General features: G+C 38.7%; 8 protein-coding genes and 3 pseudogenes. All 11 read left to right on the top strand.

Annotated elements, in window-relative coordinates:
- The first annotated feature begins 138 nt into the window (after nt 1-138).
- Nucleotides 139-729: a 3'-5' exonuclease gene (locus tag HT723_RS05290; RefSeq protein WP_138704508.1), complete on the top strand. Its 591-nt coding sequence runs from the start codon at nt 139-141 to the stop codon at nt 727-729.
- Between the two features lie 8 nt (nt 730-737).
- On the top strand, nt 738-2501 hold the full coding sequence (locus HT723_RS05285; protein WP_172934787.1) for a glycerophosphodiester phosphodiesterase: 1764 nt from the start codon (nt 738-740) through the stop codon (nt 2499-2501).
- A 431-nt stretch (nt 2502-2932) separates the two neighbouring features.
- A pseudogene (locus HT723_RS11550) lies at nt 2933-3012 on the top strand (YSIRK-type signal peptide-containing protein); the annotation flags it as partial.
- A gap of 1930 nt (nt 3013-4942) precedes the next feature.
- Nucleotides 4943-5140, top strand: a pseudogene (locus HT723_RS05275) (hypothetical protein); the annotation flags it as partial.
- A gap of 27 nt (nt 5141-5167) precedes the next feature.
- On the top strand, nt 5168-5584 hold the full coding sequence (locus tag HT723_RS05270; protein ID WP_025170644.1) for a transmembrane domain-containing protein: 417 nt from the start codon (nt 5168-5170) through the stop codon (nt 5582-5584).
- Nucleotides 5585-5814: 230 nt separating this feature from the next.
- Complete coding sequence (gene ccdA2 / locus HT723_RS05265; RefSeq protein WP_172930704.1) at nt 5815-6522, top strand: thiol-disulfide oxidoreductase-associated membrane protein CcdA2; 708 nt, start codon at nt 5815-5817, stop codon at nt 6520-6522.
- Nucleotides 6523-6533: 11 nt separating this feature from the next.
- The gene (sdbB, locus tag HT723_RS05260) at nt 6534-7091 is read left to right on the top strand and encodes a thiol-disulfide oxidoreductase-associated lipoprotein SdbB (RefSeq protein WP_172934786.1); all 558 of its coding nucleotides are present in this window, start codon (nt 6534-6536) and stop codon (nt 7089-7091) included.
- Nucleotides 7092-7214: 123 nt separating this feature from the next.
- A complete protein-coding gene (locus HT723_RS05255) occupies nt 7215-8606 on the top strand; it encodes an amino acid permease (RefSeq protein WP_119919545.1) in 1392 nt (463 codons plus the stop codon).
- Between the two features lie 280 nt (nt 8607-8886).
- Nucleotides 8887-9804, top strand: a complete 918-nt coding sequence (adcAII, locus tag HT723_RS05250) for a zinc-binding lipoprotein AdcAII (protein ID WP_172934785.1) — start codon at nt 8887-8889, stop codon at nt 9802-9804.
- A 7-nt stretch (nt 9805-9811) separates the two neighbouring features.
- Nucleotides 9812-12904, top strand: coding sequence for a pneumococcal-type histidine triad protein (locus tag HT723_RS05245; protein WP_172934784.1), 3093 nt, complete (start codon nt 9812-9814; stop codon nt 12902-12904).
- 316 nt (nt 12905-13220) lie between these two features.
- Nucleotides 13221-14621: pseudogene (gene phtE / locus HT723_RS05240) on the top strand (pneumococcal histidine triad protein PhtE); the annotation flags it as partial.
- Between the last annotated feature and the right edge of the window lie 53 nt (nt 14622-14674).

Below are 14674 nucleotides of genomic sequence, written 5' to 3'. Positions count from 1 at the left end.
GAAGTCAGCTCAAAACATGTTTTTGAGGTTGCGGATAAAACTGACGAAGTCAGTAACTATATCTACGGTAAGGCGACGCTGACGCGGTTTGAAGAGATTTTCGAAGAGTATAAAATAACAGTATAGGAGAGGTAGAAAATGGAACGATTAGAAGATTACATTGCTTTCGATTTAGAATTTAATCAGCACGAAGGACAAACACACCTGATTCAAGTATCGGCAGTGCGTTTTAGAGATGGTCAGGAAATCGATGCCTATGATTCCTATGTCCATACCAGTGTACCTCTAAAGAGTTTTATCAATGGTTTGACAGGGATTACGGCTGAGACCTTAAAAGATGCCCCTCCAGTGGAGAAAGTTATAAAAGATTTCCAAGAGTTTGTGGGTTCTTTACCCATGGTTGGATATAATGCTGCTAAAAGTGATTTGCCTATTCTAGCAGAGCATGGTTTAGACTACAGCCAGCAGTACAAGGTGGATCTGTATGATGAAGCTTTTGAACGTCGGAGTTCGGATTTACATGGTATTGCCAATCTCAAATTGCAAACTGTTGCCTCATTTCTCGGATTTCAAGGACAGTCCCATAATAGTTTAGAAGATGCTCGGATGACGGCGCGTGTTTACGAGTACTTCCTAGAATCAGATCAAGCTAGAGAATTGTTAGAGACGGAAAGTAGCCTATCAAACAATCCTTTTGGTGGCTTGGACTTATCTCAATTATTTGACTAGGAGTGCCTATGAAACCTGAAAAACCTAAAAAATTGGGTTTTAAACAGATTTACCTCAATCTTGATAAAATCCTCTTTCTATTTTTCTTGATTTTTATGATAGTGGAGTATTTGTGGGTCCCATTCAATTCATGGTTGGCTAGTTTCTTATTAGATCAGACAGGTTATCTTTTTATTTCCTATAACAATGTCTTAGCCATCCTTACTCATTCTCCATTGATTAGTCTAGCTTTTTTAGCCTTGATTGTCATTAACCTTCTGGTTGCTTATTTTCAAATAGGACTCCTCTTTATTGGTGCTCGTCATCTCCTCTATCATGAAAAGCGAAGGCTAATTGAGTATATCCGCAAGGTTTTCCATGAAAGTTTTGGATTTATGAAAAAGCTAACTTGTGCTAAAGCCTTGTTTATCTTTTTCTATATAGCTATGCTTTTTCCTTTTATACGGAAAATGCTGAAGATTTATTATCTCAATAAAATCGTCATTCCAGAGTTTATCCAAGATTATTTAGAAGATAAATATTGGATGTGGTGGCTGAGCATCCTACTTCTATCTCTTATCTTTCTCTATGTCTCTGTCAGATTGATGTTTGCCCTTCCGAAGATTGTATATGATCAGCTGACTGTTCGAGAAGCAGTGATGTTTAGCTTGGAGAAAACCAAGAAAAGAGTTGCTTTTTATGCTTGGAATTTATTTTATATCTTGCTCAAGGCAAATTTATTATTTTATCTTCCTTTGATTCCTTTGTTATTGGCTCAAACTTTGGTAGATGACATCACTCAGAGAGAGTCTCTGATTCTTGGTATTTTGAATTTTGTTGTGATTAAAAATCTTTATTATATGGCTCTGACTTACTTTTTGGTTAAATTTGTTTCATTTTTGACAGGAAAGGAGCTGGATATGCTTCCTCGGAGAGAAAAAGATCACATCATGCGATGGGGAGTCATGACTTGTGCCAGTCTTTTCTTTGCCTTAGAAGGTTATATTTATCTGGAGGCTCCCATGGTTCATCTACCTCAGCTTATTTCTCACCGAGGGGTTTCCAATGCAAATGGGATTCAAAATACAGTAGAATCCTTAGAAACTACAGCACAACTCAAACCAGACTTGGTGGAGACGGACGTGCAGGAAACAAAAGATGGGCAGTTTGTCATGATGCATGATGCTAACTTGAAAAATCTAGCAGGTATCAATAAAAGTCCTCAAGACTTAAACTTGGAGGAGCTTAAAGGGATTGATATTTTTGAAAATGGCTACCAGACTAAAATTTCAAGCTTTGAAGACTATCTCAGTCGAGCCAACGAACTTGGTCAAAAATTACTAATTGAAATCAAAACCAGTAAAAAAGATAGTCCAGACATGATGGACCGCTTTTTAGCCCGTTATGCTGCAAAGCTCAAGATTTATGGGCATCAAATCCAGTCTTTAGACTACCATGTTGTTGAAAAAGTAAGACAGTATGATGCCGAACTGCCAGTTTATTTCATCATGCCCTACAATTCTGTCTTTCCTAAAACAAGAGCGACAGGATATACTATGGAGTACTCGACCTTGGATGAATATTTTGTAAGCAAACTATGGACAACGGACCAGAAACTTTATGTCTGGACTGTCAATGATTCAGAAGCTATCAGCAAATCTCTTCACTTAGGAGTAGATGGAGTGATTACAGATGATTTGGAAAAGGTTCAGTGGGAAATAGAAGTAGCCCAAGAAGATCCAGAATATACGGATTTGCTCTTGAAAAAAGCTCTGGAATTCTTTGAATTTTAGTAATAAAAAAGAGGAACGGTTGTTCCTCCCATGATAGGTAAGTATTTTTCGGAGAGCCTGTTTTTTTTATTTGCTGAGTCTAGGATAGTTCTTGCTGGCGATAGATAGCAAGACGAACAGCTTCTTTTGAATGTCATATAAATTTAAAATTTCTGAAAATAACGAAAAATATACTAAATTTTCAAATAAGGAGCCTCTAAATCCTTTAAAATAAGCAACATGCATATATATATAATCATCGATTTTCTAAAACAAAGTGAGGTTGAAGGAAGGGAACTAAGTTGATATAATGAAGTATTAGTAAACACTGGGCTTTTTGTCATTTGTTTAAGATGAAAAAAGGTCATGTTTTCCTGTTTTTATTGCGAGTTGATGCCTGCATGACCATGGCTAGAGGAGCAAAGACAGGGTAGAAAGAAAGGTAAAAAACCATGAAACAGTTTAAAATGAATGAGCGCCAACGCTTTTCTATATGCAAGTTTTCAATTGGAGCAGTCTCAGTCTTGCTAGGGTCTGTCTTTTTTATAGCTAATCCAGCGACAGAAGTCCAGGCGGCGGAAGTAAATACAGAAGTGGTCAGTCAGGATGGAAATGGCAACACTGGGAATCCATCTGTCTTACCGCCATCAGATACAAGCAATCAAAATCTTAACGTAGAACAAGAAGGAGCTAAACCAAACACTCAAGAGACAGAGAAAAAAGAGCCAGGAACTTCATCTAAAGATAGTGAAGGAAAAGCTAAGTCAACAGTAGAGAATAAAGGTGATGAAAAAGTTGATGGTGTAGTTAAACCTGTATCTGGTGAATTATCTACTGTGTCCGAGGTAGAAAAAGATAAAAAAGAAGTACAACCAGAGTTGGAAGAAAAATCCTCAATTATCAAAGAAGAAGCTAATAGAGAAGATAAGACAGAGCAATCTCAAGAAGAAGACGGGTATCAGTTATATGATAAATTGATAGATGCATCTAAAAGATTGAAAGAATCTAATCCTGAGTCTGCAGTAGCTTTTAAAAACTTAGCCGATACTATCAACGAAAAGTTAGGACTTTCAGACGACGGAAAGATTTCTGGAGAACTTGTCGAAAAAGCTCACAAGTTACTGGATGGTAATCAAGTGATGATGTCAAAAAATGATAGTGAGGAAAATTCTGAGGAAAGAGGAGTTCATGTAAGAAAAAGACGGAATATAACAGGATTAACAATTGGGAGATGGAATGCAGTACGTAAACAAATAGAAGTTTCTAATATACTAGTAGTACCAGGTGGAGATAGAGTATTTGGTAATATTTTGAAAATTAGTGCTAAATCAAATCATGAGAAAATTACTAGCATATCTGTAACTGGTCATGAAAACATGGGTTTAAAGGTCGCATCTTCTGTCAATGGGAGTGAAGCATCTTTGACTTTCGACGGAACTACTCCGCGCAGGGGTCAGTATTTATTGAATGTAACAGTAACTACTTCAAGTGGTAGTCAGACGACACAATTTGGATACTATCTCCCTTTTCAGAAGCCGACTATTAATACACCAAATGATAGTACAGATGCAAGTGTCCCGAGCTTAGCAGGTAAAGCTAATGAAAAACCTAATATTGATGTGACAATTCCTTATGTTCCTAAATTACCTAATGGCGCAAAGATGAAAGTATATTTGGTAACCGGAGGTTCGGATATTTCTAATTATGGAGGGAGTCCGGATGGATTAGCTTATCCGGAAGGTTATAATATACTTGCCTCTAAAGATATATCTCCTAATAATGATGGGGATGGTTCTGCACGCAAAATTACTATTACCCAGTCTGATTATAAGCCTGGAGTTAATAAGATAGGAACAGATAAATTTAGAGCGCTCACTGTTATCGAAGTAAATAATAACGTAAACGATGGTAATCCACGAGAACGTGGTTCCTGGTTTAGTGATGAAAGAAGAGCGACAGCACCAGTAGTTAAAGAAGCAACACCTGAAAAACCAACAGTTGCCTCTAGCGAAGCGAATGCCAATGTAACGGTAACACCAAGTGCGAATGCAGACCATGTAGAAATTAGCATTGGAAGCGACAAAGTTGTAGCTACGAAATCAGGGTCAAGCTGGAGCCTAACACCAACAAAATCAGGTGTCAGCATTGATGGAGTAAGTGGTGTTGTTACAATTTCCCATAATGCGGCTAGTGCAGGAACTCAAGTAAGTGCGACAGCTAAACATGGTAATAGTGAAGTTAGTGCTTCTTCAACACCAGTCAGCTTGCCATCAAAACGATATTATCCAATTCCCGATTCGTATAACGTAACATCGCAACCTTCTACTCCTACTCAGCCAGACCAAGGAGCTACTGAGACTCCAACAGCTCCATCTGAGCCAGCTCCACAACCGTCTCAACCAACTGCTTCGGGTCAACCTGCAAGTCCTGCTCCAGCTCCGACTCAAGCACCTAGAGCGGCAGCAAGTCCTTCAGTTAGCTCAACGAGCACGCAAGCTCCAGCTCAAGAGCAAGTTGACAAGTCTGAACTTCGTGCCTTGACTCAAGAGTTAGACCAACGCTTGAAAGCTTTGGCAACAGTATCTAATCCGAAAATCGATGCAGCCAAGGCGGTCCTCCTAGATGCTCAAAAAGCTCTGGAAGATAGTGCCTTGACAGAGCAAGGTCTACGTACTGCAGTAGAGTCTGTGAAGGCTGCCTTGGACTCTCTCAAAGATGTGAAAGCAAATGCTAGCGACAGCAAGCCTGCACAGGACAAGAAAGATGCCAAACAAGGAACGGAAGATAGTAAGGATTCAGATAAGATGACTGAAACAAACTCAGTTCCAGCAGGAGTGATTGTAGTCGGTCTACTCGCCCTTCTAGGTGTGATTGCCTTCTGGTTGGTTCGCCGTAAGAAAGAGTCAGAAATCCAGCAATTAAGCACGGAATTGACAAAAGTTCTTGGACAGCTAGATGCAGAAAAAGTAGATAAAAAAGTCCTTGCTAAAGCCCAAAACCTTCTCCAAGAAACCCTTGATTTCGTGAAAGAGGAAAATGGCTCAGCAGAGACAGAAGCTAAACTAGTAGAGGAGCTTAAAGTAATCCTTGCCAAACTCAAGTAAAACTTGATTTATGAAATGTCAGATCTAAAAGACATTTTCGTTCACAAAAGCAGCGACGAGTAACCCTTGTCGTTGCTTTTTGGCTATTTTGGGGGATAAGATCCGCCTTGACTAGCAAAAGAAAAGATTGGTCCAATAGTGCCCGATACGATTTTGCGTAGCAGAAAGCTTACAAATAAAATTGAATATAGTAAAATAGGATTAGAAATCTTAAGAAAGTTGGTCCTTTATTGGAAACGATAGTATTTTCAATCTCCGTTTTTTTAGCAGGGATTTTGTCCTTCTTTTCCCCTTGCATTTTTCCTCTGTTACCTGTTTATGCTGGGATTTTATTGGATGATCAGGAAAGCGCAAAAAGCTTTTCTTTATTTGGGAGAAAGGTTCTCTGGTCAGGCTTGATTCGAACACTTTGCTTTATCGCAGGTATTTCACTCATTTTCTTTATTCTAGGCTTTGGTGCTGGTTACTTTGGTCATATTCTCTATGCAAATTGGTTTCGATATGTTATGGGAACAATTATTATCATTTTGGGACTTCACCAGATGGAAATTTTTCATTTTAAGAAATTAGAGGTTCAAAAAAGCTTTACTTTTAAGAAATCAGAAGCCAATCGTTATTGGTCAGCCTTTTTACTCGGTATTACCTTTAGCTTTGGTTGGACGCCTTGTATTGGTCCAGTTTTAAGTTCTGTTTTAGCGCTTGCGGCTTCTGGAGGCAATGGAGCTTGGCAAGGTGCTATCTATACTCTTATTTACACTCTGGGGATGGCTCTTCCTTTCTTGGTCTTGGCTCTAGCTTCAGGTCTAGTCATGCCTTATTTTAGTAAAATCAAACGTCATATGATGCTAATGAAGAAAATTGGTGGTTTCCTCATTATTTTAATGGGAATTTTGTTACTATTAGGACAAGTAAATGTTCTAGCTGGAATTTTTGAATAAAGGAGAAAATGATGAAAAAAGTAATGTTTGCTGGCTTAAGTCTCTTGTCATTAGTTGTATTGATGGCCTGTGGTGAGGAAGCAACTAAAAAAACTCAAGCCCCACAACAGCCAAAACAAGAAACGCCTGTACAGCAAATTGCTGTTGGGAAAGATGCTCCAGACTTCACCTTGCAATCCATGGATGGTAAAGAAGTCAAGTTATCTGATTTTAAGGGTAAAAAGGTTTACTTGAAGTTTTGGGCTTCCTGGTGTGGTCCATGTAAGAAAAGTATGCCTGAGTTGATGGAATTAGCTGCAAAACCAGATCGCGATTTCGAAATTCTTAGTGTCATTGCACCAGGAATTCAAGGTGAAAAAACTGTTGATCAATTCCCACAATGGTTCCAAGAACAAGGATATAAAGATATCCCAGTTCTTTATGATACTAAAGCAACAACCTTCCAAGCTTATCAAATTCGAAGCATTCCTACAGAATACCTAATTGATAGTCAAGGAAAGATTGGAAAGATTCAATTTGGTGCTATCAGTAATGCGGATGCAGAAGCAGCATTTAAAGAAATGAACTAGAATCGATAAAAATCTGATTACAAGATGTAGTCAGATTTTTTTTTAGAAAAATATTTTATAAATAGTCACAAATCTCCTATATTTATGGTAAAATAGAATCATCATTTTATTTGGAGAAGAAATATGAATATATTTAGAACAAAGAATGTAAGTTTGGATAAAACGGAGATGCACAGGCATTTGAAGTTATGGGATTTGATTTTGCTGGGTATCGGAGCCATGGTAGGGACAGGCATCTTTACAATTACAGGTACTGCAGCTGCCACACTTGCTGGTCCAGCCCTAGTGATTTCAATCGTCATTTCTGCCTTGTGTGTGGGATTATCAGCCCTCTTTTTTGCAGAATTTGCTTCACGAGTACCTGCTACAGGTGGTGCCTACAGTTATCTCTATGCTATTTTAGGAGAATTCCCAGCCTGGTTGGCTGGTTGGTTAACCATGATGGAGTTCATGACAGCCATATCAGGCGTAGCTTCGGGTTGGGCAGCTTATTTTAAAGGCTTGCTCTCTCAATACGGGATAGCCCTTCCTCAGCCTTTAAATGGTACCTTTAATCCTCAAGCAGGGACATTTGTTGATTTATTGCCTATTCTTGTCTTGGTATTGGTGACCTCGCTTGTTTTACTCAATGCTAAAGCAGCCTTACGCTTTAATTCTATTCTAGTTATTTTGAAATTCTCGGCTTTAGCTCTCTTTGTTTTAGTAGGAATTTGGCATATCAAACTTGATAATTGGAGTAATTTTGCTCCTTATGGTTTTGGACAAATCTATGGTGCTAGTACTGGTATTATGGCTGGTGCCTCCTTAATGTTCTTCGGTTTTTTGGGATTTGAATCCATCTCTATGGCTGTAGATGAGGTCAAGATTCCTCAAAAAAATATTCCTAGAGGGATTGTCTTATCGCTTTCTATCGTAACCATTCTCTATGCCTTGGTGACCCTTGTTTTGACTGGTGTGGTTCACTATAGTCATTTAAATGTCAATGATGCCGTTGCCTTTGCCCTTCGTAGCGTTGGGATCAGTTGGGCAGCCAACTATGTGTCATTAGTGGCTATCTTGACCTTGATTACAGTTTGTATCTCGATGACCTATGCCCTATCGCGTATGATTTACAGTTTAGCGCGCGATGGCTTAATGCCTGCCGCCTTTAAAGAACTAACGAAGACTAGCAAGGTACCAAAGAATGCTACTATTTTAACAGGTCTAGCTTCAGCAGTAGCAGCAGGAATGTTCCCTCTTGCTAGTATCGCAGCCTTCTTAAATATTTGTACCTTAGCCTACTTGATTATGCTGGCTTATGGTCTGATTCGCTTACGGAAAGAAAAAGGAATGCCCAAAGCAGGCGAATTTAAAACACCATTGGTACCCTTATTACCGATTTTATCAATCATCATTTGTCTATCCTTCATGTTGCAGTATAATATGGAAACTTGGATTGCTTTCCTAGTTGCTTTGTTGATAGGAAGTATTATTTACTTCACTTATGGTTATAAGCATTCTACCATAGAAGAATAATACTCTTCGAAAATCTCTTCAAACCACGTCAGCTTCGCCTTGCCGTATGTATGGTTACTGACTTCGTCCGTTTCATCTACAACCTCAAAAACATGTTTNNCTTCCTAATTTGCTCTTTGATTTTCATTGAGTATATAAAGTGAGAATCTGTTGAGTTGTTGAAACTCAGCAGATTTTTATATGTGAAAGAAATTTCAAATTTTTTCTAAAAATATCTTGACAGATTAAGTTTTTAGGAGTAGAATGTTTACTAGTTAATTAAACAGTTAAGGAGTTGTTCATGAAGAAACAAAATTTATTTTTAGTCTTGTTAAGTGTCTTTCTTTTATTGCTAGGAGCCTGTAGTCAAAAGGAAAGTCAGACAGGAAAGGGGATGAAAATTGTGACCAGTTTTTATCCTATCTACGCTATGGTTAAGGAAGTATCTGGTGACTTGAATGATGTTCGGATGATTCAGTCAAGTAGTGGGATTCACTCCTTTGAACCTTCGGCAAATGATATCGCAGCCATCTATGATGCAGATGTCTTTGTTTACCATTCTCATACACTCGAATCTTGGGCAGGAAGTTTAGATCCCAATCTAAAAAAATCCAAAGTGAAGGTTTTAGAGGCTTCAGAGGGAATGACTTTAGACCGCGTCCCAGGGCTAGAAGATGTGGAAGCAGGGGATGGAGTTGATGAAAAAACGCTCTACGATCCTCATACTTGGCTAGATCCTGAAAAAGCTGGTGAAGAAGCTCAGATTATCGCTGATAAGCTTTCGGAGGCGGATAGTGAGCATAAAGAAACTTACCAAAAAAATGCGCAAGCCTTTATCAAAAAAGCTCAAGAATTGACTAAGAAATTCCAGCCTAAATTTGAAAAAGCGACTCAGAAAACATTTGTAACACAACATACAGCCTTTTCTTATTTAGCTAAGCGATTTGGACTCAATCAACTTGGTATTGCAGGTATCTCTCCGGAACAAGAACCAAGTCCAAGACAACTAACAGAAATTCAGGAATTTGTTAAAACCTATAAGGTTAAAACGATTTTTACAGAAAGTAACGCTTCTTCAAAAGTAGCTGAAACTCTTGTCAAATCAACAGGTGTGGGTCTTAAAACTCTGAATCCTTTAGAGTCAGACCCACAAAATGACAAGACCTATTTAGAAAATCTTGAAGAAAATATGAGTATTCTAGCAGAAGAATTAAAGTGAGGAAAGAATGAAAATCAATAAAAAATATCTAGCAGGTTCAGTGGCAGTCCTTGCCCTAAGTGTTTGTTCCTATGAGCTTGGACGTTACCAAGCTGGTCAGGATAAGAAAGAGTCTAATCGAGTTTCTTATATAGATGGTGATCAGGCTGGTCAAAAGGCAGAAAATTTGACACCAGATGAAGTCAGTAAGAGAGAGGGGATCAACGCCGAACAAATTGTTATCAAGATTACGGATCAAGGTTATGTGACCTCTCATGGAGACCATTATCATTACTATAATGGCAAGGTTCCTTATGATGCCATCATCAGTGAAGAACTTCTCATGAAAGATCCGAATTATCAGTTGAAGGATTCAGACATTGTCAATGAAATCAAGGGTGGCTATGTGATTAAGGTAGACGGAAAATACTATGTTTACCTTAAAGATGCAGCCCATGCGGATAATATTCGGACAAAAGAAGAGATTAAACGTCAGAAGCAGGAACATAGTAGTAATCACGGTGGCGGTTCAAACAATCAGGCGGTAGTTGCAGCCAGAGCCCAAGGACGTTATACAACGGATGATGGTTATATCTTTAATGCCTCTGATATCATTGAAGATACAGGCGATGCCTATATTGTTCCTCATGGCAATCACTTCCACTATATTCCTAAGAGTGATTTGTCTGCCAGTGAATTAGCTGCTGCCCAAGCCTTCTTATCTGGAAAAGGCGGTCAATTAAGTACGGTTGAATATCGTTCTAGCAGGGGAGAAACAAGATCTAGTGTGAGAACGAGTCCATCTGAAACTCCTCAAAATCTTACAACAACTCCTGAGAGTCAAAATGAGGATTTAGCTAGTCTCCTTCAAGAATTGTACGCTTTGCCACTTAGCCAACGTCATGTGGAGTCTGATGGATTAGTATTTGACCCAGCACAGATTACAAAACGTACTGCAAATGGTGTGGCAGTACCTCACGGAGATCATTTCCATTTCATTCCTTATTCGCAAATGTCTGCCTTGGAAGAAAAATTGGCTCGAAATCTACCAATTGGAGGTCAGCCAGTTCAAAAGCATTCTGATAATACGAAACCAAGCAGTCCTGCGAAACCAAGTTCAGCCATTAAAGCAAACTTTAATCTCAATACGCAGGCACCGAATAGAGCAACTGGAGGAGCCTATACAACGGATGATGGGTATGTCTTTAGTCCAACAGATGTGATTGAAGATACAGGTGACGCTTTTGTTGTACCGCATGGAAATCATTTTCACTATATTCCTAAGAGTGATTTGTCTGCAGGAGAATTGGCTGCAGCCCAAGCCTATTGGAATGGGAAGCAGGGGTCTCGTCCTTCTTCAAGTTCTAGTCATAATGCAAATCCAGCTCAACCAAGCTTGTCAGAGAACCACAATTTGACTGTCAGCCCAACTTATCATCAAAATCAAGGGGAAGACATTCCAAGCCTTTTACGTGAATTGTATGCTAAACCCTTATCAGAACGCCATGTAGAATCGGATGGACTAGTATTTGACCCGGCACAAATAACAAATCGTACAGCTAATGGTGTTGCTGTACCGCACGGAGACCATTATCACTTTATCCCTTATTCACAAATGTCACCTTTGGAAGAAAAATTGGCTCGTATGATAGCTATTAAGGGACAAAATGGTGCAGTCTTGCCGGGAATGAATTATTTGAAACCAGCACCAAAACCGCAAGCTCAACCATCAACTGAGAAAAAACAAACTGATTTTACAGTAGAACAGGTTGTTAGAAAAGTTGGGGAAGGATATGTTGTGGAAATTGCTGGTGTCAGTCACTATGTTTTTGCTAAAGACTTGGCTAAGGATAAGATTGATGCTATTGAAAATCTCTTGTCTAAGAAAACTCAAGAGACACATGCTCTAGTTGCTAAAAAAGAAAATGTCGCTTCTCGTGACCAAGAATTTTATGATAAAGCCTACAATCTGTTAACCCAGACTCATAAAGCCTTGTCTGAAAATAAAGGTCGCGTTTCTGATTTCCAAACTTTAGACAAATTAGCAGAGCGCTTGAATGATGAATCTTCTAATAAAGTAAAATTGGTAGATGATTTATTGGCATTCCTAGCACCAATTACCCATCCAGAGCGACTTGGCAAACCAAATGCTCAAATTGCCTATACAGACGATGAAATTAAATTAGCGAAATTAGCAGGTAAATATACAACAGAGGATGGCTATATCTTTGATGAGCATGATATTGAAAGTGATGAAGGAAATGCCTACGTCACTCCACACTTGAACCATAGCCACTGGATTAAAAAAGACAGCTTATCTGAAGCTGAAAGAGCAGCAGCTCAGGCTTATGCTAAAGAAAAAGGCTTACAAGCTCCAAATTCTACTGAAGCAACAGAAGCAAAACCAGAGGCAACAGGGACAGAAGCTATCTATAACCGCGTAAAAGCTGAGAAAAAGGTACCATTAGAAAAAATACCGAATCATTTACAGTATACTGTAGCTGTACAAAATGGTCACTTTATAATTCCTCACTTTGATCACTATCATAACCTTAAGTTTGCATGGTTTGATGAAGGACTTTACTCAGCTCCTGAAGGCTATACCTTAGAAGATTTATTTGCGACAGTGAAATACTACGTTGAACATCCTGACCAACGTCCTCATTCAGATAATGGTTGGGGTAATGCTAGCGACCATGTTCGTAAAAATAAGGCAGACCAAAACGGTAAACCTGATGAAGATAAGAAACATGATGAAGTAAGTGAGCCAACTCATTCTGAATCTGATGAAAAAGAGAATCACGCTGGTTTAAATCCTTCAGCAGATAATCTTTATAGACCAAGCACTGATGCGGAAGAGACAGAGGAAGAAGCTGAAGATACTACAGATGAGGATGAAGTTCCACAAGTAGAGCGTTCTGTTATTGACGTTAAGATAGCAGAGGCGGAGACCTTGCTAGAAAAAGTAACAGATTCTCGTACTCGCCAAAATGCTATGGAGACATTGTCTGGTCTAAACAGCAGTCTTCTTTTCGGAACGAAAGACAGTAACACTATTTCAGCAGAATTAGATAGGCTCTTGGCTTTGTTAAAAGAGAGTCAACCGACTCCTATACAGTAGTAAAAAGAATGAAGCATATTTTATGGAGAAGTAACCTTTCGTGTTGCTTCTCTTTTTTAGAAGAAAGTAACAGAAACTTGACAGAAGTATAATAGATTGAATCTAGAATAGTACACCTTGACTTCTAAAATATTGTTAGAAATTGATTTGACTGTCCTGATCAATTTGTCCTATTCTTATTTCATTTCTCTATAATTTTAAATAGTAAACTATTTACTGGTTAATTAAATGGTTAAATAAGCGGTTTAGAAAAATTGTTTAACCGAGAAAAAAGAAGTTAAGAAAAAGCTTCATCATTTATTGAAATGAGGGATTTATGAAATTCAGTAAAAAATATATAGCAGCTGGATCAGCTGTTATCGTATCCTTGAGTCTATGTGCCTATGCACAAAACCAGCATCGTTCGCAGGAAAATAAGGACAATAATCGTGTCTCTTATGTGGATGGCAGCCAGTCAAGTCAGAAAAGTGAAAACTTGACACCAGACCAGGTTAGCCAGAAAGAAGGAATTCAGGCTGAGCAAATTGTAATCAAAATTACAGGTCAGGGCTATGTAACGTCACACGGTGACCACTATCATTACTATAATGGGAAAGTTCCTTATGATGCCCTCTTTAGTGAAGAACTCTTGATGAAGGATCCAAACTATCAACTTAAAGACGCTGATATTGTCAATGAAGTCAAGGGTGGTTGTATCATCAAGGACGATGGAAAATATTATGTCTACCTGAAAGATGTAGCTCATGCTGATAATGTTCGAACCAAAGATGAAATCAATCGTCAAAAACAAGAACATGTCAAAGATAATGAGAAGGTTAACTCTAATGTTGCTGTAGCAAGGTCTCAGGGACGATATACGACAAATGATGGCTATGTCTTTAATCCAGCTGATATTATCGAAGATACGGGTAATGCTTATATCGTTCCTCATGGAGATCACTATCACTACATTCCCAAAAGCGATTTATCTGCTAGTGAATTAGCAGCAGCTAAAGCACATCTGGCTGGAAAAAATATGCAACCGAGTCAGTTAAGCTATTCTTCAACAGCTAGTGACAATAACACGCAATCTGTAGCAAAAGGATCAACTAGCAAGCCAGCAAATAAATCTGAAAATCTCCAGAGTCTTTTGAAGGAACTCTATGATTCACCTAGAGCCCAACGTTACAGTGAATCAGATGGCTTGGTCTTTGACCCTGCTAAGATTATCAGTCTTACACCAAATGGAGTTGCGATTCCGCATGGCGACCATTACCACTTTATTCCTTACAGCAAGCTTTCTGCCTTAGAAGAAAAGATTGCCAGAATGGTGTCTATCAGTGGAACTGGTTCTACAGTTTCTACAAATGCAAAACCTAATGAAGTAGTGTCTAGTCTAGGCAGTCTTTCAAGCAATCCTTCTTCTTTAACGACAAGTAAGGAGCTCTCTTCAGTATCTGATGGTTATATTTTTAATCCAAAAGATATCATTGAAGAAACGGCTATAGCTTATATTGTAAGACATGGTGATCATTTCCATTACATTCCAAAATCAAATCAAATTGGGCAACCGACTCTTCCAAACAATAGTCTAGCAACACCTTCTCCATCTCTTCCAATCAATCCAGGAACTTCACATGAGAAACATGAAGAAGATGGATACGGATTTGATGCTAATCGTATTATAGCTGAAGATGAATCAGGTTTTGTCATGAGTTACGGAGACCACAATCACTACATCAAGGTTCAAACTAAGGGCTATGAAGTAGCCTTGAAAAACAAGATTCCAGC

The sequence above is a fragment of the Streptococcus sp. 2106 genome (genome assembly GCF_013277315.1).
Classification (GTDB): Bacteria; Bacillota; Bacilli; order Lactobacillales; family Streptococcaceae; genus Streptococcus; species Streptococcus pseudopneumoniae.
The sequence above is the reverse complement of the archived record's forward strand: the minus strand, read 5'-3'. Positions and strand labels throughout refer to the sequence as shown.